At 66.2% G+C, this 20,217-nt stretch carries 16 protein-coding genes and 1 tRNA gene; 9 read left to right on the top strand and 8 right to left on the bottom strand.

Features of this window, described 5'->3' with window-relative positions:
- Positions 1–3: 3 nt before the first annotated feature.
- From CEY08_RS22665 to CEY08_RS22650, 4 genes are all read right to left on the bottom strand, one after another.
- Positions 4–990, bottom strand: coding sequence for a TRAP transporter substrate-binding protein (locus CEY08_RS22665; protein ID WP_076815054.1), 987 nt, complete (start codon positions 988–990; stop codon positions 4–6).
- A gap of 172 nt (positions 991–1,162) precedes the next feature.
- Entirely contained in the window at positions 1,163–1,516 is a 354-nt protein-coding gene (locus tag CEY08_RS22660) for a nuclear transport factor 2 family protein (RefSeq protein ID WP_042794732.1), read from the bottom strand.
- A 159-nt stretch (positions 1,517–1,675) separates the two neighbouring features.
- The gene (locus CEY08_RS22655; RefSeq protein ID WP_042794731.1) at positions 1,676–2,869 is read right to left on the bottom strand and encodes an acyl-CoA dehydrogenase; all 1,194 of its coding nucleotides are present in this window, start codon (positions 2,867–2,869) and stop codon (positions 1,676–1,678) included.
- A 106-nt stretch (positions 2,870–2,975) separates the two neighbouring features.
- Entirely contained in the window at positions 2,976–4,658 is a 1,683-nt protein-coding gene (locus CEY08_RS22650; RefSeq protein ID WP_076817847.1) for a thiamine pyrophosphate-binding protein, read from the bottom strand.
- Positions 4,659–4,841: 183 nt separating this feature from the next.
- Here CEY08_RS22650 and CEY08_RS22645 point away from each other — a divergent pair, with 183 nt between their 5' ends.
- The 4 genes from CEY08_RS22645 to CEY08_RS22630 all read left to right on the top strand — a co-directional run bounded on the left by CEY08_RS22645 (position 4,842) and on the right by CEY08_RS22630 (position 8,000).
- Positions 4,842–5,747, top strand: coding sequence for a LysR substrate-binding domain-containing protein (locus CEY08_RS22645; protein WP_063643207.1), 906 nt, complete (start codon positions 4,842–4,844; stop codon positions 5,745–5,747).
- Positions 5,748–5,763: 16 nt separating this feature from the next.
- Positions 5,764–6,747 (top strand): site-specific tyrosine recombinase XerD, encoded by a 984-nt coding sequence (gene xerD, locus CEY08_RS22640; RefSeq protein WP_076815052.1) that lies wholly within the window; start codon positions 5,764–5,766, stop codon positions 6,745–6,747.
- A 41-nt stretch (positions 6,748–6,788) separates the two neighbouring features.
- Positions 6,789–7,277: a Cys-tRNA(Pro) deacylase gene (ybaK, locus tag CEY08_RS22635; protein ID WP_042794728.1), complete on the top strand. Its 489-nt coding sequence runs from the start codon at positions 6,789–6,791 to the stop codon at positions 7,275–7,277.
- A 144-nt stretch (positions 7,278–7,421) separates the two neighbouring features.
- On the top strand, positions 7,422–8,000 hold the full coding sequence (locus CEY08_RS22630; protein WP_042794727.1) for a DJ-1/PfpI family protein: 579 nt from the start codon (positions 7,422–7,424) through the stop codon (positions 7,998–8,000).
- Positions 8,001–8,105: 105 nt separating this feature from the next.
- Here CEY08_RS22630 and adhP read toward each other — a convergent pair whose 3' ends face one another.
- A complete protein-coding gene (gene adhP / locus CEY08_RS22625) occupies positions 8,106–9,131 on the bottom strand; it encodes an alcohol dehydrogenase AdhP (RefSeq protein ID WP_042794726.1) in 1,026 nt (341 codons plus the stop codon).
- 233 nt (positions 9,132–9,364) lie between these two features.
- Here adhP and CEY08_RS22620 point away from each other — a divergent pair, with 233 nt between their 5' ends.
- Complete coding sequence (locus tag CEY08_RS22620) at positions 9,365–9,751, top strand: ribbon-helix-helix domain-containing protein (protein ID WP_042794724.1); 387 nt, start codon at positions 9,365–9,367, stop codon at positions 9,749–9,751.
- Positions 9,752–9,845: 94 nt separating this feature from the next.
- On the opposite strand, the gene pbpG is transcribed toward CEY08_RS22620, so the two are convergent.
- Complete coding sequence (pbpG, locus tag CEY08_RS22615; protein ID WP_063643197.1) at positions 9,846–11,045, bottom strand: D-alanyl-D-alanine endopeptidase; 1,200 nt, start codon at positions 11,043–11,045, stop codon at positions 9,846–9,848.
- Positions 11,046–11,421: 376 nt separating this feature from the next.
- Positions 11,422–11,496, bottom strand: a tRNA-Arg gene (locus CEY08_RS22605).
- A 309-nt stretch (positions 11,497–11,805) separates the two neighbouring features.
- On the opposite strand from CEY08_RS22605, the gene CEY08_RS22600 reads away from it, so the two are divergent.
- The 4 genes from CEY08_RS22600 to CEY08_RS22590 all read left to right on the top strand — a co-directional run bounded on the left by CEY08_RS22600 (position 11,806) and on the right by CEY08_RS22590 (position 19,394).
- Entirely contained in the window at positions 11,806–13,005 is a 1,200-nt protein-coding gene (locus tag CEY08_RS22600; protein ID WP_063643193.1) for an MFS transporter, read from the top strand.
- 14 nt (positions 13,006–13,019) lie between these two features.
- Positions 13,020–13,184: a hypothetical protein gene (locus CEY08_RS30015; protein WP_164793197.1), complete on the top strand. Its 165-nt coding sequence runs from the start codon at positions 13,020–13,022 to the stop codon at positions 13,182–13,184.
- Between the two features lie 87 nt (positions 13,185–13,271).
- Entirely contained in the window at positions 13,272–15,935 is a 2,664-nt protein-coding gene (locus CEY08_RS22595; protein ID WP_088607802.1) for a PD-(D/E)XK nuclease family protein, read from the top strand.
- A 3-nt stretch (positions 15,936–15,938) separates the two neighbouring features.
- A complete protein-coding gene (locus CEY08_RS22590; protein ID WP_076815050.1) occupies positions 15,939–19,394 on the top strand; it encodes a UvrD-helicase domain-containing protein in 3,456 nt (1,151 codons plus the stop codon).
- 24 nt (positions 19,395–19,418) lie between these two features.
- Here CEY08_RS22590 and CEY08_RS22585 read toward each other — a convergent pair whose 3' ends face one another.
- On the bottom strand, positions 19,419–20,213 hold the full coding sequence (locus CEY08_RS22585) for an IclR family transcriptional regulator (RefSeq protein WP_042794723.1): 795 nt from the start codon (positions 20,211–20,213) through the stop codon (positions 19,419–19,421).
- Positions 20,214–20,217 lie beyond the last annotated feature (4 nt).

The following is a 20,217-nucleotide window of genomic DNA, read 5'->3' as shown; positions in this document are numbered from 1 at the left end:
GCGTTAGCGTTTGCCTGCCTGCTTCAGGATGGCCGCGGCGTCGGGGCCGGCCGCCGCCTTCCACGCCTTGACGGAATCCGCGGCCGCGTCCTTCAGCGCGCGGCGCACGGGCAGCGGCACCGAGGTATTGATCGCCACGCCGTTCTTGCGCATGTTGGCGTAGTTCTGCTGCAGGCGCCCGTCTATGCGCTTCCATTGTTCGGTCTCGGTCTGGGCCGCCGCCTGGTCGATGGCGCGGCGCGTGCGCGCATCCAGCGCCTGGTAGGCCTGCAGGTTCATGGTCGCCACCGAGATCGGCATGGCGTAGTTGATTTCAGCGAAGTTGGGCAGGTGTTCCCACAACTTTCGGCCCGCGCCGCCGTCGCCCGATGACAGCACCGCGTTCACCTCGCCCGAGGCGATCAGGGGCATCGCGTCCGCGAAGGAGATGCTGCGCGCCTGGGCGCCGGCTTTCTGCATGACGTCCTGCGACGTGGCGTCGTAGGTGCGTATGTTCAGGCGCTTCAGGGCGCCTACGCTGTCCAGCTTCTGCTTGGACCAGATGCCGGATGCCGGCCAGGGCGTGGTGTAGAGCAGTTTTTGTCCATGCGCCGCAAGCAGCTTTTCATACGCAGGCCGGGCCGCCTTGTTCAGGTTGCGGGCCTTGGACAGAGAGTCCGCCAGGAAGGGCAGGGAAGACACGCCGAACAAGGGGTACTTGCTGGCCAGCGCGCCGGCGAAGGCGTCGCCGGCATCTACCTGGCGTGCTTGCACCGCATCTATCATGTCGGCCGACTTGATCCCTTTGGACGCGTCATAGCTGGCATCGATGATCACCTTGCCCGCCGTCTTGGCGCGAACCAGGTCGGCAAAGGTGGACACGCCTTGCCCGGGCATGGATGTGGGCGGGTATTCGGTGGCCATCGTAAGAGTGGTGGCGGCGTACGCGCCGTGGGCGACGAACGCCATGGCGATACCCGCCATCAGGCGGAGGGTAGGACAACCTTGCATGCGCGGCTCCTGGTCGAGGGGAAATCCTGGTCTGGACACGCGGAACGGCGCAAGGGGCGCCCGGGCCTGTGCCTGGCCGATGCCGCAAAGCGTACGGCCTGTGCAAGGACTCGCCTATACGGGCTTTCGGCAATGCGCGGACTTTTTTGGGGGGGCTGCGGACGCGCGGTATTTACGCGATGGGCAGGCCGTGCATCTTCAGGAAAGACAGCTTGTCCCAGTACCCTCGTTGGAAAACGATCCGGCCGTTGCGCACGGTAAAGAACCCACAGCCGCGCAAGCCCAAGGGATCGCGCCACTCCAGGGCTGCGACCTCGCCTGCGTCGTGGATCGTCTCCACGATACAGGTCATGTCGGCCTGGGCGAACTCCCGTTCGAACATCGCCTTTATGGCATCGCGTCCGACAATCGGTTCCTGGGTGACCTGGTGGTTCACTGCCTTTTCATCATAAAGCTCGGCCAGGCCGTCGGCGTCGGCGGCATTGAACCGCTCGACCCAAAGTTCGACAAGCTGCCGCGGAGTCATGTGTATTTCCATTCTGGATAAGCCGGCTGATATTGCGTCGAATGCGGATGGCGCCCACAGGCGCCATGGATGCAGTATCGGGGAAGCCGGCTTGCAAGACCAGCGGAACCGCCAAAAAAAACCGCCCCGAGGGGCGGCTGGCTTTGGCCGGTCAGGCGATCAATAGAACGCCTGGATGCCGGTCTGCGCGCGGCCCAGGATCAGGGCGTGCACGTCGTGGGTGCCTTCATAGGTGTTGACCACTTCCAGGTTCACCAGGTGACGGGCCACGCCGAACTCGTCGGAGATGCCGTTGCCGCCGAGCATGTCGCGAGCCAGGCGGGCGATGTCCAGCGCCTTGCCGCAAGAGTTGCGCTTCATGATCGAGGTGATTTCGACGGCGGCGGTGCCTTCATCCTTCATGCGGCCCAGGCGCAGGCAGCCTTGCAGGGCCAGCGTGATTTCGGTCTGCATGTCGGCCAGCTTCTTCTGGATCAGCTGATTGGCGGCCAGCGGGCGGCCGAACTGCTTGCGGTCCAGGGTGTACTGGCGGGCGGTGTGCCAGCAGGCTTCCGCGGCGCCCACGGCGCCCCAGGCGATGCCGTAGCGGGCCGAGTTCAGGCAGGTGAACGGACCCTTCAGGCCCGACACGCCAGGCATCATCTGGTCGGCGGACACTTCCACTTCGTCCATCACGATTTCGCCGGTGATCGAGGCGCGCAGGCCGACCTTGCCGTGGATGGCCGGAGCCGACAGGCCCTTCATGCCCTTTTCCAGGATGAAGCCGCGGATCTTGCCGTCGAAGTCGCCGCCCACGCACTTGGCCCACACCACGAAGACGTCGGCGATGGGGGAGTTGGTGATCCACATCTTGTTGCCGGTCAGCTTGTAGCCGTCGGCCGTCTTGACGGCGCGGGTTTCCATGCCGCCGGGGTCGGAGCCGTGGTTGGGTTCGGTCAGGCCGAAGCAGCCGATCCATTCGCCGCGGGCCAGCTTGGGCAGGTACTTCTTCTTCTGCTCTTCGCTGCCGAATTCGTTGATGGGCACCATCACCAGCGACGACTGCACGCTCATCATGGAACGGTAGCCGGAGTCGATGCGTTCGACTTCGCGGGCAATCAGGCCGTAGCTGACGTAGTTCAGGCCGGCGCCGCCGTATTCGACGGGGATGGTGGCGCCCAACAGGCCCAGTTCGCCCATTTCGGAGAAGATGGCCGGATCGGTCTGTTCGTTGCGGAATGCGTTCAGCACGCGCGGGGCGAGCTTGTCCTGCGCATAGGCGTAGGCTGCGTCACGCACCATGCGTTCTTCTTCGGTCAGTTGCTGGTCCAGCAACAGGGGGTCTTGCCAGTGAAAGGAAGGATTCGAGGACATGCTGGGTCTCCGCTATGGATTTCGGAATGCTAGAAAGTTTAAACCTAAAATAATTCGGGCGGCAAGCGGCGGATGGAGCGGCGGGCGCCGCCGCTCCATCCCGCCTTCAGTGCTGCGCCTTGAGCGCTGCGTCGCGGATTTTCTCCAGGGTCGTGCCCGGGGTGATGGTTTCCGGATCGATGAAGCAGTGCAAGATGGCCGGCTTGCCGCTGGCCATGGCGCGTTCGAAGGCCGGGCCGAATTGTTCGGTGGTCTCGACGCGTTCGCCGTGCCCGCCGAAGGCGCGGGCATAGTCGGCAAAGTCCGGATTCTTCAGCTCCGTCGCGGAAATGCGGCCGGGATAGTGCTTTTCCTGGTGCATGCGGATCGTGCCGTACATGCCGTTATCCACCAGCACGACGATGATGGGCAGGTCATACTGCACCGCGGTCGCGAATTCCTGGCCGTGCATCAGGAAGCAGCCGTCGCCCGCGAAGCAGATCACGGTCTTGTCGGGCGAGACGCGCTTGGCGCCGACGGCGGCAGGCAGGCCGTAGCCCATGGAACCCGAGGTGGGCGCCAATTGCGTGCCGTAGCGCGTGTAACGGTGGAAACGGTGCAGCCAGGTGGCGTAGTTGCCGGCGCCGTTGGTCATGATGGCATCGGCGGGCAACGTCTTTTCCAGATAGGCCATGACCTGGCCCATCTGCAGCGCGCCGGGCGTCGTGATGGCGCTGGGGTCGCTCCATTTCAGGTAGGACTCGCGCATGACCGGCGTGCCGGCCGCCCAGGCGGGCTGGGCAGGCGCCTTCAGGCCGGCCAATGCCTGCGCGAACGCGGCGGGGGAGGTGTTGATGGCCAGCGTGGGGCGGTAGACGCGCGCCAGTTCGGCGGAATCGGGGTGCACGTGCACCAGCTTCTGCCTGGGCACCGGGATGTCCAGCAGGGTATAGGCCTGGCTGGGGTTTTCCGACATGCGTCCGCCCACGAGCAGGATCAGGTCCGCATCGGCCACGCGCTTGAGCAGCGCCGGGTTGATGCCCAGGCCCACGTCGCCGATGAAGCAGGGATGGTCGGCCGGGAACAGCATCTGGCGGCGGAAGGATACGGCCGTGGGCAGCGCGTGGCGCTGCGCGAAATCGGCGAACTGCTGCACCGCGCGGGCGTCCCAGCGCGTGCCGCCCAGGATGGCGACCGGGTTCGTGGCGTCGGCCAGCAGCTTTTCCAGGTGGGCCAGCTGGCCGGCCGTGGGGGCGGAATCGATGACTTCATAGCGCGGCGCGTCGGCCACCTTGGCGGCTTCGACCAGCATGTCTTCCGGCAGCGCGATCACGACCGGGCCGGGGCGGCCCGAAGTGGCGATGTGGAAGGCGCGCGAAACCAGTTCGGGAATGCGTTCGACCTGGTCGATTTCAGTGACCCATTTGGCCTGCGTGCCGAACACGGCGCGGTAGTCCATTTCCTGGAAGGCTTCACGTTCGCGCATGCCGCGCTCGATCTGGCCGACGAAGAGAATCAGGGGAGTGGAGTCCTGCTTGGCGATGTGCACGCCAGCCAGCGCATTGGACGCGCCGGGCCCGCGGGTCACCATGCAGATGCCGGGTTCGCCGGTCAGCTTGCCGTGGGCGTCGGCCATCATGGCCGCGCCGCCTTCCTGGCGGCACACCGTGACCTTGATGTCCGCATCGTGCAGGCCGTCCAGCACTGCCAGATAGCTTTCGCCGGGGACGCAGAAAACATGTTTGACGCCCTGCGCAACCAACTGGTCGACCAGGATGTGTCCGCCAAGGCGGGATTCTTGCTGGGACATGGGGGTGGTAGTCATGATGAGCCGAGGTTAGGACATCCGAGCATAATGTTCCTTGATCGCACAATGCAATTGATAAAATTGCACAATCTATTGACCCACCGGCACGACCTGCCATGCTGCGCCGCGGCAAGAACCGCGCGCCCTGGCGCGGCGGCGCTGCTTGCACCTGGCGGTTCCCGCTCCATGAGAAACGGCATTCCCAACCTGAGCGCCTTGCAGGCGTTTGAAGCTTCGGCCCGCCTGGGCAGCTTTTCCCGCGCGGCCGAGGAACTGTCCCTGACGCACAGCGCCGTCTACCGGCAGGTTGCCAGCCTGGAGGCGCGCCTGGGCGTCCAGCTGTTCACGCGGGTACGGCGGCGCATCGTGTTGACCGACCACGGGGCGGAGTACGCCGGCCGCATCCGTCACCATCTGGACCAGATCGAAAAGGACACCTTCGGTCTGGTCAGCCGCACCGGCATGGGCCGCAGCATCCACATCGCCGTGGTGCCCACGCTGGCCACCACCTGGCTGATACCGCGCCTGGCGGACTTCCAGCGCGAACACGGCGACATCACGGTCAGCCTGTCCGTGCGCACGCTGCCGTTCCAGTTCAAGGACCAGCCCTTCGATGGCGCGCTGTACCACGGGGACGGATTGTGGCCGGGCACGCAGGGCGTGCTGCTGTTTCCCGAACGCGAGCTGGTGCCGGTATGCGCGCCGGAATTGTCGCAGCGCAAGCCGGAACCGGGCGCCAGCGCGCTGGCGGGCATGACGCACCTGCATTTGGCGTCACGGCCGGATGCCTGGCGCCAATGGTATGGGGCGAACAACCATCTGTACGGTCCTCACGCTGCCGGCGGGCCGCGCTACGAGCTTTTCACCATGGTGATGGCTGCGGTGCAGGCGGGCCTCGGGGTCGGGTTGATGCCGCGCTTCCTGGCCCAGCCTGCGCTGGACCAGGGCACGCTGGTGATGCCTGTGCCGCAATCGCTGTCGGTGAGCCAGGGCTATTACTTCGGCTATCCGCAGCGCAGTGAACGTTCCGAGGCGCTGAAGCTCTTCGAGAGCTGGCTGAAGACCGCCGCCGCGGGCGTGGGCGGACGCTGAGCCGTAGAATCCAGGCATGCCCGAAACCCGTCCGCCGCTTCAATCCCAGGCCGATATCGACGCCTTCATCGATGCCGTATGGCTCGAGGACGGCCTGTCGGCCAATACCCTGGCCGCCTACCGGCGCGACCTGACCGGCTTCGCCCGCTGGCTGGAAGACCCGGAGGCCTACGCGCGCGAAATGGCCGATCGCCATGGCGAGGTCGCGCAGGCTCACGCGCTGCCTGCCGGACCGGCCAAACCCTTGCGCGATGCCGGCAAGGCCGACATCGAAGCCTGGTTCGCCTTTCGCCACGAGGAAACGCGTGCCACCACGGCCAACCGCCGGCTGGCCGCGCTGCGCCGCTTCTATGCCTGGGCCCTGCGGGAGCACCGCGCCGAACGCGATCCCTGCCTGACGCTGATCGCCGCCAAGCAGCCGCCGCGCATGCCCAAGACGCTGTCGGAGCAGCAGGTGGACGCCTTGCTGCGCGCGCCCGACCTGGAGCAGGCCCGCGGCCTGCGCGACCGCGCCATGTTGGAGACGCTTTACGCTACCGGCCTGCGCGTGTCCGAGCTGGTCGGCATGCGCACGCTGGATGTGAGCCTGAACGAGGGCGTGGTGCGGGTGGTGTTGGGCAAGGGCGGCAAGGACAGGCTGGTGCCATTGGGCGCCGAGGCCGCGCATTGGATCGACCGGTACCTGAAGTCTGGACGGCCGGAACTGGCTGCCGGCCGCGTCAGCGACGCGCTGTTCATCACGGGCCGGGCCGAGGCGATGTCCCGCCAGGCGTTCTGGCAGCTGGTGAAGAAATACGCCTTGCAGGCCGACGTGCGCGCGCCGCTGTCGCCGCATGTGCTGCGGCACGCCTTTGCCACCCATTTGCTGAACCATGGGGCAGATCTGCGCGTGGTGCAGATGTTGCTGGGCCACGCCGACATCTCCACCACGCAGATCTATACGCACGTCGCGCGCGAGCGTCTGAAGGCGCTGCATGCGGCGCATCATCCGCGTGGCTAGCCCCCTGCGACGTTCTCACAATTCTTCTTTCACACATACTCATGAGCAAAGCCCGCCACGTTTCTGAAACCCCCGCCACGCAGTTCCTCAAGCAGAACAAGGTGGCGTACACGGAACACACCTACGATTACGTGGACCACGGCGGCGCGGGCGAAGCCGCCCGTCAATTGGGCCTGGATCCGCATGCGGTGGTAAAGACCCTGGTGATGGAAGACGAGTCCGCCAAGCCCCTGATCGTCGTCATGCACGGCGACCGCGAGGTTTCCACCAAGAACCTGGCGCGCCAGGCAGGCCTGAAGCGGGTCGAGCCCTGCAAGCCCGAGGTGGCGCAACGCCATTCGGGCTACCAGGTGGGCGGCACCTCGCCTTTTGGCACGCGCAAGAAAATGCCGGTGTGGGTCGAGGCTGAAGTACTGGATTACCCCGTGGTCTACATCAACGGCGGCCGGCGCGGTTATCTGATCGGCATCGATCCCAAGGTCCTGGTCAGTCTCCTGGGCGCCAAGGGCGTGTCCGTCGCGCTGGAGTAGCCGCCGACCCGCGTGTTGGCCCTCCGCGTGGTATCCCCATACCACCTCCCAGGCCGGCGGCCGCGCCACAATAGGGGCGTAGATCAAGAACCGGGCCCGGCCACGGGCGCTGAACCGGCTTTCCGCCATCCCTAGGAGACAAACATGAGCAAGCGACTGTTGATGCTGGTCGGCGACTACGCCGAGGATTACGAGACCATGGTGCCGTACCAGACCCTGCTGACGGTGGGGCACACGGTGCACGCGGTATGTCCGGACAAGAAGGCCGGCGACACCATCGCGACCGCGATCCACGATTTCGAGGGCGCGCAGACCTATACCGAAAAGCGCGGCCACAATTTCGCGCTGAACTACGACTTTGATCGCGTCGAGCCGTCGTCCTACGACGGCCTGGTCATCCCGGGCGGCCGCGCGCCGGAGTATCTGCGCCTGAATGAAAAGGTGCTGGACATCGTGCGTGCCTTTGATCAGGCGGGCAAGCCCATCGCGGCGGTCTGCCATGGGGCGCAGCTGTTGGCTGCAGCCGGCATCCTGAAGGGCCGCACCTGCTCCGCGTATCCGGCGTGCGCGCCCGAAGTGCGGCTGGCGGGCGGCACCTACGCCGAAATCGGCATCGATCAGGCCTACACCGACGGCAACCTGGTGACGGCACCGGCCTGGCCCGCGCATCCTGCCTGGATGTCGCAATTCCTGGCGGTGCTGGGCACCAAGATCACGCCCTGATTCTCCAGGAAAAAATGCCCTCGCGCCGTGCGCGATGAGGGCATGCAAAAGCGCCAGGGGCGGCATTTCTGCCGCCCCTGGCGCTTTTGCATCATCGTGTGCCGGTCACGCGAAGTCGAGCACGACGCGGCCTTCGATCTGGCCGCGGCGCATGCGGTCGAACACGTCGTTGATGTTCTCCAGGCTTTCGGTGGCCACGGTGGCGTGGACTTTGCCTTCCTCGGCGAATTGCAGCGACTCCTGCAGGTCCAGGCGCGAACCTACGATGGAGCCGCGGACGGTGACGCCATTAAGCACCATGTCGAAGATCGAGAGCGGGAAGTCTCCCGGGGGCAGGCCGTTGAGCGCCACGGTGCCGCCGCGGCGCACCATGCCCAGCGCCTGTTCGAAGGCCTTGGGAGACACGGCCGTGATCAGCGCGCCGTGCGCGCCGCCGATTTCGCGTTTCAGATAAGCCGCCGGATCGGTGGACTTGGCGTTGACCGTGACCTCGGCGCCCAGGCGGCGGGCGAAGTCCAGCTTGGTGTCGTCGATGTCCACCGCGGCCACGTTCAGTCCCATGGCCTTGGCGTACTGCACCGCCATGTGCCCCAGCCCGCCGATGCCCGAGATGACCACCCAGTTGCCTGGGCGGGTATCCGTCATCTTCAAGCCCTTGTAAACGGTGACGCCAGCGCACAGTACGGGCGCGACCTCGACGAAGCCGACGTTCTTGGGCAGCAGGCCCACATAGTTCGCGTCAGCGAGCGCGTACTCGGCAAAGCCGCCGTTCACGGAGTAGCCCGCGTTCTTTTGCTGTTCACACAGCGTTTCCCAGCCGCCCAGGCAGTGCTCGCAATGCCCGCAGGCAGAGTAAAGCCAGGGGATGCCGACCCGGTCGCCTTCCTTGACATGGGTGACACCGGCGCCCACGGCGACGACGTGGCCGACGCCTTCGTGGCCAGGGATGAAGGGTGGGTTGGGTTTGACGGGCCAGTCGCCTTCGACGGCATGCAGGTCGGTGTGGCATACCCCGCAGGCTTCGATCTTTACCAGCAGTTCGCCCGGACCGGGGCGGGGCACCGCGACTTCTTCGATTGCCAGGGGCTTGCCGAATGCTCGTGCAACCGCCGCTTTCATGGTTTTATCCATCACTGCCTCCGAAGTCTGATCAAGATTCCTTATGCTCGAACGTGGACGCATTCCCGACCATGATTTATATCAACAGGGCCGCTTGCGCATGGGCAGCGGAAACGTGTGGTTTCACAATGAGGCGGCAAGCTGCTGAAGTTCTGGGGCCGTCGCCGCGCCTTGCCGCGGGCGCGTCAACCGGCGTACAGTGAGCCGTAGCTATCCCGGCCCCGTTTCGAGTTCCAGGAGCTCCCATGTGTGAAATCTTCATCCGCGCCAGCGAGCAGTCGTACGCGCCCGAAACCCGTTCGTTGCGGCTGCACGGCGTGGCCACCAGCCTGCGGCTGGAGCGGCTGTTCTGGCAAGTGCTGGAAGAAATCGCGGGCCGCGACGGCATGCGCGTGACGCAGCTGATCGAACGTTTGTACGACGAACTGATCGAGTACCGCGGCGAGGCCGCCAACTTCACTTCTTTCCTGCGCGTGTGTTGCCTGCGCTATCAGTTGCTGCAGGCAGAGGGCCGCATTCCGCGGGATGCCGCTGTGCCGATCCGCTCGCTCAATCCGCAAGCCGTGTTGGAGGGCCTGCCGCCCACGCTGTATGACACGGAGCCGCTACGTCCCAAGCGCAAGGCGGCATAACCCGCCGGCGGTCATTCCGGGCTGCGCCGGAAAAAGCAAAGGGCCCGACTTGTCGGGCCCTTTTGCCGAGGTCGCCGCCAACGGCGGTGGGCCTTCAGCCTCCGGACTGGATCGATGCCAACGCGACTTCGTTCTGGACGATGCGGCGGATGCGCACCGCATCGCCGATGCGCGACAGCTTGCCTTGCGAATCCAGCAATACGATGGCCAGGTCGCGGCCGTTGATGCGCGCCAGCATGACCAGGCATTCGCCGGCTTCATTGATGTAGCCCGTCTTGGACACCTTGATATCCCAATCGGGCTTGCGCACCAGCAGGTTGGTGTTGCGGAAGGTCTGCGTGCGGTTGTTGACCTCGACTTCGTACTCGGTGTCGGTGGAGTAGCGGTGGATCAGCGGGCGTTGGGATGCTGCGCGCAGCAGGCGGGCCAGGTCGTGCGGCGACGAGACGTTGTCGCTGGACAGGCCGGTGGGTTCGATGAAACGCGTGCTGGTCATGCCCAAGGCTTGCGCTTTGGCGTTCATGGCGGCCACGAAAGCGGGCAAGCCGCCCGGGTAATGGCGGCCGAGCGCGTTGGCGGCGCGATTTTCGGACGACATCAGCGCCAGGTGCAGCATGTCGCCGCGCGACAGCTTGGTGCCCACGCGCAGGCGCGACGTGGTGTGCTTGAGGCCGTCGACGTCTTCGTCGGTGATCTCCAGCATTTCATCCATGGGCAGGTTGGCGTCCACCACCACGACGGCGGTCATCAGCTTCGAGATGGAAGCGATGGGACGCACGACGTTTTCGTTCTTGGCGAAGATGACCGTGGAGGTTTCCAGGTCTTGCACGTAGGCGGTGCTGGAGCGCAGCGCGGCGGCTTCGGCGCGCACTGAAGTAGCGGGCGGCGGCATGGCGGCCGAACCCAGCGCGGCGGCGGCAGCGGCGCGCTGCGCGCGGGAGGGCTTGTTCGGCTTGCCATTCTTGCCGGCGGCGGCGCCCTTCTTGGGCGGAGTGCCCTTGGCTGCGACCTGTTTGCCGCCCTTGGGAGCGGCGGCCTTCTTGCCGGAGGAAGATTTGGGGGGAGCCTTTTTGGCGGAGGAGGCGGCTTGTTTGCCCGAGGCGCTCTTGCCGGAGCTGGCCTTGGGGGCCGGAGCCTTCTTGGCTTGTTGCGCCTTGCAGGCCGACGATTTGGCGTTGGTCTTGCAGGGGTCGGTATTCTTTGCTGCTTGCGCGGCGGGGGGCAGGAGCGCGCACACCGCCAGCGCCGCAGGCGCTATCGCGTTCGCAATCGCACGTTTCCAGGAAAATGCCATGGTTTGAGCTGGCTTGTCAGTCTGTCAGTAAATGTTTCTTAAGCCGGCGTTTCGTCGGGCCAGGAAAAGTCCAGATGAATTAGAGGCTTACGCGTCGAATTTAAACAGCAATTTCAAGTCGTGCGCAAGACGATTCGCTATCATCGTCGAAAAAAATATTAGTGACGTATTGACGTCGCTTCAATTCGTCACAAGACAAGTCCGAGAAGCTAACGGCACGCCGCGCGTGAGCGTAGCCCGGATTAACCCTCATCTGGCTGAACGCGCGGCTTTTATCCCTGGGACCGGGACGGACACGCCCGCGGGCGAGGATGCGCCATACGGGGGCGCGCTGCGTGCGCGGGGAAAAGAAAAGCGCCGGAATCGACGCTGGAGATGGCCTCGCCGGGTGGAATCGAACCACCAATTGACCCTTAGGAGGGGCCGGTTATATCCATTTAACTACGGCGAGACGATGTGGGATCTGGCGGCAGCGCGGGCCACAGGGGCCATGCCTGCTCACTAAGGCCTTGATATCGCTACGAAACTTCCGGCCCTGAGTTTAGCACTGGCGGCGCGGGCTTCGGCGCAGGACGCAAGTCTATCAGCAGGCGGCGCAAGCCCCAAATCCAGAGCCTCGGCTTCGATGCCCGGACCCGACCTTCAATGGGGATATTCCCGGAGTCCGGACGCTATTTGTATATGATGTCCGAGTCCCGCGCTGCGCGCCGGACCGTCCCGAGGAGGGGGCGACGAACCAAAACAACGAAAAACGGGTTTCATGTCTAGCCAAACCGATACGAATTTCATCCGTACCCTGATCGTGGGCACGCTGGTCGTGCTGCTCGCCATGGGGGTGCGGGCCACCTTCGGCCTGTTCATGCAACCCATGGGCCTGGCGCAGGGCTGGGGGCGCGAGGTGTTCTCCATGGCCTTCGCGCTGCAGAACCTGGTGTGGGGGGTGGCCTGTATCTTCATGGGCGTCCTGGCCGACCGCTACGGCTCGGGCCGCACCATCGCCTTGGGCGCGCTGCTGTACATGCTGGGCATGATAGGCACGCGCTTCGCTACCGACGAAGCCACGCTCTACCTGACGGCCGGCGTGCTGGTCGGCCTCGGCCAGGCCGGCACGACCTTCCCGGTGATCCTGCCAGTGGTGGCCCGCGCGGTGCCGCCGGCCTACCGCAGCACGGCCATGGGCATCGCCAGCGCCGGAGGGTCCCTGGGCCAGTTCGCCGTGGTGCCCACCGGCCAGGTCTTGATCAGCGGCCTGGACTGGCCGGGCGCATTGTGGGTGCTGTCGCTGTTCGTCGCCTGCGGCGCGCCTCTTGCCTATTTCCTGCGCGGACGTCCCCAAGCCCACACCGGGCCGCAGCAATCGCTGGCCTCGGCGGTCAAGCAGGCGGTGCGCCACCCTTCGTTCCATTTCCTGTTCTGGAGCTATTTCGTCTGCGGTTTCCATACGGCCTTCATCACGCTCCACCTCCCGGCGTACGTCTCCGACGGCGGCCTGAGCGCGGGGCAGGGCGCAACCGCCATCGCGCTGATCGGGTTGTTCAACGTGCTGGGTTCGTTCTATGCGGGCAAGCTGGGCGGCAAGTACAGCAAGAAGCGTCTGCTGGCCGTGGTGTACGGCATGCGCGCTTTCGGCATCCTGCTGTTGCTGTGGCTGCCATTGTCGCCATGGGTGCTGTACGCGTTCGCTGCGTGGATGGGATTGTTCTGGCTGGGGACCGTGCCGCTTACGCAGGGTCTGATCGGCCAGATCTACGGATTGCGCTACGCGGCCACCTTGTCGGGCATTGTCTTCCTGGGGCACCAACTGGGCAGTTTCATCGGCGTATGGCTGGGCGGGTATGCCTATGCCAAGACCGGCAACTACGACGCAGTCTGGTGGCTGGGCGTGGCGCTTGCCATCATTGCTGCGCTGTTGTGCCTGCCGGTGCGTGAACAGCCGGTGGCCCAACCCGCCGCTGCCTGATTCCAGGATCGCCAATGAAATCCTCCGCGCATTCCGCACCCGCCTCCCGCCGCCATCGCGGCTGGCGGGTCGCGGGCGTGCTTGCGCTGGCCGCCGTCCTGGGCCTGGCGTTCTGGGGCTACACCCTCCCCGAAATGCAGATCCACTGGGAAAACCTGGCCGCGCTCTGCGGCTTCTAGGCGCATTTTCCGATCTGCCTCGCGGTATCCTACGGCGGTATTTCTTCCATCATTCCGCGCCGCTACTCCGCGGCGCTCCGGGTGCCCATGCAGGACTCATCGCCTTCCTATCCCGATCTATCGCTGCCGGCCATCGGCGGCATGTCCGCCGCCGATACGCTCGTGCTGACGGTGAACAACCGGCTGTCGCGCCGCCTGACGCTGGAGCTGGCGGGGCTGCTGCGCCAGGAGCGCCAGGTCAGCGAATTGCCGCGCATCCTGCCCTTGTCCGCATGGCTGGCCGATGCCGCCAACGAACTCGCGTTCGAGGCAGATGACGAAGTGCCTGCTTACCGGCTGGACAGTTTTGCCACGCAATTGGTATGGACCGAGGCAATCCGAGCCGAAGAGGCCGAACGCGTGTTGCTGGATGCCAGCCAGGCCGCGCGCCTGTCCATGGATGCGGACCTGCTCATGGACGAATGGGAACTGCAGGTGCCTTCGGGGGCGGACACCGATGAGTACCGCGGTTTTGCGAAATGGCGCGCGCGCTATCGCCAAGTGCTGGCCGGCATCGATGCCGAGGACGCCAACCAAGGCTACGCGCGCGTGCTGCGGGCGTTGCAGGACGGGCGCCTGCCTATTCCGCAACACTTGGTGCTGGCTGGGTTCACAGACATCTCGCCGCGATTCCGCCGGCTGCTGCGCGCCTTCGAAGAGCAGGGCGCGGCCGTTGTGCAATGGCGGGATGCGCAGCGGATCGAAACGGCGGCGCGCCGGTTCGAAGCGGCGGATCAAGGCGCGGAATGGCGCGCCGCCGCGGCCTGGGCGGCCGAACGCCTGAAGGCGCATCCTCATGGCCGCTATGCCATCGTTTCGCCGCAGCTGGAGGCGGAGTCGCCTTTCGCCCGCCGTGTGCTGAGTCAGGCCCTGGCCGGACGCGGTGGCGAACCCGCCTTTGCGTTCAACGTGGCGGTGGGCCGGCCTTTGAACGAATGGCCCATGGCGCGCGCCGCGCTCGCGTGGCTGCGCGCGTTGGCCGAATGCGCGCCAGGCAAGGGCTGCGGCGTCGAGGTGCTTGGCGCGGCGTTGCTGGGCGGACATTGCGCGGGCGATGTGCGCGACCGCGCGCGGCTGGCCTCGATTGATGCGCGCTGGCGGCGTCAGGCGCAGTTGCACGTCAGTCCGCAGGACTGGCGCAGGCTGTTGGCGGACCTGCCGCTGTTGGCGCCGGCCTGGAGCCAGGCCATGGAGATATGGACGCAGGGAGGCCGCCAGGCCACCTGCGATGTGTGGATGCTGCGCATGAAAGCCGCCCTGATGGCGTTGGGCTTTCCCGGCGAGGGCGTGCTGGATAGCGTCGGCTATCAGGTGATGGGCGCGTTGGGCGACGCGCTGGGCAGCTTTTCCGCGCTGGCGCCGGCCGCCGGCCGCCTTGGGGGCGTGGCGGCGGTGAACCTGCTGGAAAGCGTGGCGCGTTCCGCTTCTTTCCAGCCGCAGCGCGACCCGCTGGCGCGCCTGGACGTGCTGGGTTTGCTGGAAGCGGAAGGGGGCTATTGGGACGGCGTCTGGCTATTGGGCCTGACCGACGATGTGCTGCCCGCATCGCCCAAGCCCAATCCGCTCCTGCCGCTGGCCGTGCTGCGCCAGGCCAAGGCGCCGCGCGCCACGCCGGAACGCGAACGCGAATGGGCCGAGGGCATGCACGCCGCCCTCTGCCGCTGCGCGCCCGAGATCATCGTCAGCCATGCCCACATGGATGGCGAACGTGAACTGCGCCCGTCGCCATTGATCGCGCTGGCGGAACTGACGGACTGGACGCCCGCTGTGGCGCAAGCCCAGGCCGTCTTGCCGCAAGAATCGCTGGATGACGCCCAAGGCCCGGCGCTGGCTGCCGGCAATCGGGGCGGCGGGGGGCTGGACGTGCTGGACACGCAGGCGCGCAATCCGCTGTGGGCATTCGTGCGGCATCGCCTGGGCGGACGCGAAATGGCGCCTTATGCCGATGCGGCCACCGTCAACGTGCGCGGCCAGTTCCTGCACAAGGCGCTGGAATTGGTGTGGGGCATGATGCCCGACCAGGACGCGCTGCACGAGATCATGGCCACGGGCCGTTTGCCTGCCTTGCTGGAGCAAGCGGTGGCGCAGGCCGCGGACGAAGAGCTGCAAGACTATGCGCCCGCCTTGAAGACGCTGGAATGCCAGCGCGCCCAGGCCGTGCTGGCGTCCTGGCTGGACATGGAGGCGCAGCGTTTGCCCTTCGCGGTGGCGCAGGTAGAAAAGAACCATCAATGGCAACGTGGCGCGCTCAGCCTGAAACTGCGGCTGGACCGCATCGACACACTGGGCGATGGCCGCAATGTCATCGTCGACTACAAGACCGGCGTGGCGGCAGCCAAGCCCGAACCGGACTGGTCGCGCAGCCGCCCCGTGAACGTGCAATTGCCGTTTTATGCGTCGGTGCTGGCGGATGCGGCTGGCGGCGAAGTGGCCGGCCTGGTGCTGGCGCAGATCCATGCGCGCCAGGTGGCCGCGCAAGGCCTGGCCGATGAGGACCTGGGCGTGCCTGGCGTCACGTTGGCAAGCGAGAGCAAGTACTTCGACGGCCTGAGCTGGGTGGAGATACGGCAGCGCTGGCGCACGGCCATCGAAGCCCTGGCCGACGAGTATGCCGCAGGTCATGCGGCCAACGTGGCGTACCGCCGCGACGATCTGAAATACTGCGATGCATTGCCGTTCCTGCGTTTGCATCTGGACGATGAGGACGCATGAGCCATGGCTGAACAAGAACGCTTGCCGCACGACCACGTGGCGCGCGCCGACGCGCTGGATCCGACGCGCTCGTTCCTGGTGCAGGCGCCTGCGGGCTCCGGCAAGACCGAGCTGCTCACGGACCGTATCCTGGCGCTGCTGGCGACAGTGAACCGTCCGGAAGAAATCGTCGCTATCACTTTCACGCGCAAGGCTGCTTCCGAAATGCATGCGCGCGTGCTGAGCAAATTGCGCCGCGGACTGGACGCGCCGCCCGAAGCCATGCACGAGCGCCGCAGCTGGGATCTGGCCCGCGCCGCGCTGGCGCGCAACGAAGCGCAGGGCTGGCATCTGCTGGATCATCCCGCGCGGCTGGCGATACGCACCATCGACTCTTTCTGCGCGGGTTTGGTGCGCAGCATGCCGTGGCTGTCGGAACTGGGCGGCATGCCCGAGATCACCGACGATGCGCGCGCCCATTACGAGGCCGCCGCGCGCGCCACCCTGGATCTCGCCGACGACTACGAAGCCGTGCGCATCTTGCTCAAGCACCTGGACGTGGACGTGCAGGCGGCCAAGGAGGCCATCGCCAGCATGCTGGGGCAGCGCGACCAATGGCTGCCGCTGCTGCGTCACGGATCCGACAGGGCAGGCATGGAAGCCATGCTGGCCGAGGCCATCGGGGAAGACCTTGATGCGCTTTGCGAAGCGATGCCTTATGGCTGGGCCGAGGCGCTCTGTGGCCCGGCGCGGCTGGCCGCCACGAGCCTGCAGGATGGCGAAGGCGAAAACAAGCTGCTGGCTTTGCTGGACTGGACCGAAGAACTGCCGCCGGACGCCGACGCGCTTGATCAATGGCAAGCCGTCGCGCATCTGCTGCTGACCGGCACGGGTACCCTGCGCAAGACCGTCAACAAAAACCTGGGCTTCCCGCCCAAGTGCGCGCACAAAGAACCGTTCGTGGCTTGGTTGGAATCCGCCGACCCCGACGCGGCCTGGGTGCGGCGCCTGCATGCGGTGCGCGACGTGCCCATGCCGCATTTCACTGATGCCCAATGGGAAGTGCTGGGCGCGCAGCTCATGACCTTGGCGTTGGCGGTGGCGCAATTGCGGCTGCGTTTTGCCGACACCGGCGAGGTGGATTTCATCGAGATCGCGCAACGCGCGGCGGCCGCGCTCGGCAGCGCCGACGATCCGGGCGAACTGCTGCTGAAGCTGGACGCCTCGATCCGCCATCTGCTTATCGACGAATTCCAGGACACCAGCCAGACCCAGTTGGACCTGCTGCGCACGCTCACCTCGGGCTGGCAGCAGGGCGATGGTCGCAGCCTGTTCCTGGTGGGCGACCCGATGCAGTCCATCTACCGCTTCCGCAAGGCGGAAGTGGGCCTCTTCCTGGAGGTCGCGGACATAGGCGTGGGCGAACTGCAGCCGGATTTCCTTAACCTCACCGACAATTTCCGTTCGCAGGCGGGCATCGTCGAATGGGTGAACCAATCGTTTGCGCAACTGCTGCCGCGGCGCAGCGATGCGGCGGCGGGGGCGATTGCCTACAGTCCGTCCACTGCCTTTCACGAAGCGCTGCCGGAACCGGCAGTGCGTTTCCATCCGGCATGGTCGCGCGAGGGCGCGGCCCCCGCCGAAACCCAGGCCGAAGATATCGCGGTGGAACTGGTGCGCCAGGCCCTGATCGATCACAAAGGCGCCAAGCATCCCGTCGCCGTGCTGGTGCGGGCTCGCAGCCACCTGGGCAACCTGACCCGGAGGCTGGCCCAGGAAGGAATACGCTGCCGCGCGGTGGACCTGGTGCCGCTGGCGCTCAGGCCCGTGGTGGCCGATCTGGTGCAATTGGTGCGCGCCCTGTCGCACCCGGGCGACCGCCTGGCCTGGCTCTCTGTGCTGCGCGCGCCGTATTGCGGCTTGACGCTGACCTCTTTGCAGCGCCTTTTCGGCGACGATCACATCACGCCGGTGCCGGTGCTGCTGGAGCGCGCGCTGCGCATCCCGCCGCAGACTTCGTCGCAGGCCGCGCCGCCAACAGTCACCAGCGCGCCGCAGGGGTCCTTGTTCGACGCGGCGCCCGAATCGCCCGAAGCGCCATCTGCGCAGAGCGTGCTGGGCGCGGATGAATTCGAGCGCCTGCGCCAGGTGGCGGAAATTTTGCTCGACAAGCGCAATGCCTCGGGCGCCATGCCATTCGCGGCCTGGGTGGAATCGCTATGGCGCCGATTGGGCGGCCCGGCGCTATACGCCGGCCTGTCCGTCGCCAACGACGCGGAAAGCCTGTTCCAGCTGGTCGAGCGCCTGGCGCCGCACGGCGCCATCGACGTGGCGGCGCTGGATGCGGGCATCGCGCGCCTGTTCGCCGCGCCGGACGCGGCGGACGAAGACGCGGGCGCGGTCGAGATCATGACCATGCACAAGTCCAAAGGCCTGCAATTCGAAACGGTCATTCTTTACGGCCTGCACCGCGCGCCGCGCGGCGACCAGGCGCCGCTGGTGCGCTTTGAACAGAGCGGCGGCCGCGTGTTGTTCGGTCCGGTCAAGCCGCGCGCCGAGACCGAGGCGGATCCCTTGTCGCGCTACCTGGGGGCGCGCGAAGCGCGCCGCGCGTCATATGAAATCGACCGTCTGCTGTACGTGGCGGCAACGCGGGCGCGCAAGCGCCTGCATCTGGTGGGCCACGTATCGGTGGACGAGGCCAGCGGCCAGGCCAAGACGCCGTCGTCCTCCAGCCTGCTGGGACGCCTGTGGCCTTGCCTGACCGTGCCAGTCCCGCCGCCGCTGGATGGCGTAGCCATTGCGCAAGCGGAAGACGGCCCCGAATGGCAGGGCGAGCCATTGCGGCGCGTGGACCGCGATGGCCTGGCGCAGCTGGCGCGCTTGGCGGACGTGGCGGTCAGCCCGGGCTTTGGCGCCGCGGCGCGCGGCGTCTGGGGCGAGGGCGGCGAACATCCCGCCTGGCAACTCGAAGCCGGTTACGACGCGGCCATCGGCACCTTGTCGCACGCGTGGCTGGCGCGCATCGGCCAGGACGGCGTGCAGGCCTGGTCCGCGGATGCGCTGGCCCAGCGTCTGCCCGCCATGCGCCGTCAATTGACGCGCGCAGGCATACCCGCCAGCCAGGCGGACGCGGCCTCCGAAGCCGTGCTGGAAACCTTGCAAGCGACCTTGGCCGACGAACGCGGCCTGTGGCTGTTGTCGCAATCCGGCGCGCGCCGTGAATGGCCCCTGATCGACGCCGCGGGCAAAGTGTCCGTGATCGATCTCGCGCTCAGCACCGAGGACGGCTGGCTCATCGTCGACTACAAGACCGGCCGGCCGCATCCAGGCGAGTCACCGGCAGCCTTCGCCGCGCGCATGCGGCAACGGCACGGCGACCAGCTGCTGCGCTACTGCGCGCAGGTCACGGCATTGGATGGCCGCGCCGCGCGGGCTGCGCTGTACTTCCCGCGGGCTCGCGCCTGGATCGACCTGTAGCGCGGACCGCCGTCCAGGCGGCCGTCAGGTGAACGAGCGCACCGAGTTGTTGATGCCTCGTGCGCAATCGAACACCAGCGGTCCCAGGCGTGCCAACGCCTCTTCCAGGGTCCAACGGCTGGTCGGCGCCACGATGTGCACGGCCGCAACGGGCGTGCCGCGCTGGCTCATGATGGGCGCGGCAATCGTCATATCGCCCAGGAACAGTTCTTCCTTGTTGTGGGCGATGCCTTCGCGCCGCGCCTGCCGGACGATCTCCATCAGCTTTACCGGATCCGTTTCGGTCCATTGCGTATGGCGCTGCAGCGCGGAGGCATCCAGGATGGCCTGCGCCTGTTCGTCAGGCAGTGCGCCCAGATAGGCGCGGCCGCTGGCCGTGCAGTACATCGGGATGCGGCTGCCGATGGGCATGTGGATGGGGATGAACTTTGCCGCCACCACGCGGGATACATACACCATCTCGTGGTCCAGGGGTTCGGTCAGGTTGACGGTTTCCCCGGTGATATTGGACAGCTCGGCCAGGAAGGGGTTGGCAGCTTCGACCAGGGGATCGGCAGCGATGTAGTTGTAGCCCAGCTCCAGCACGCGCAGCGTGGGACTGAATTTCCGCGTCTTGGGCGATTTGCTGATAAGGCCCAGCTTTTCAAGCGTGTACACCGTGCGCTGGGCCGTGCTGACGCTTGTGCCCACGGCTTGCGCCACTTCCGACAGCGACATTGCGCTTTGCGCGCCGCGAAACGCGAAGAGGACCTTCAGCCCTCTCGCGAACGAGTGATTGAACATGCCATCGTCGACATCCAATTCGGCCTGTTCCAGCATTTTT

The organism is Achromobacter insolitus, assembly GCF_002209555.1.
In the GTDB taxonomy this organism is placed as follows: Bacteria; Pseudomonadota; Gammaproteobacteria; order Burkholderiales; family Burkholderiaceae_B; genus Achromobacter; species Achromobacter insolitus.
This window is presented reverse-complemented; position numbering and strand designations above follow the sequence as displayed.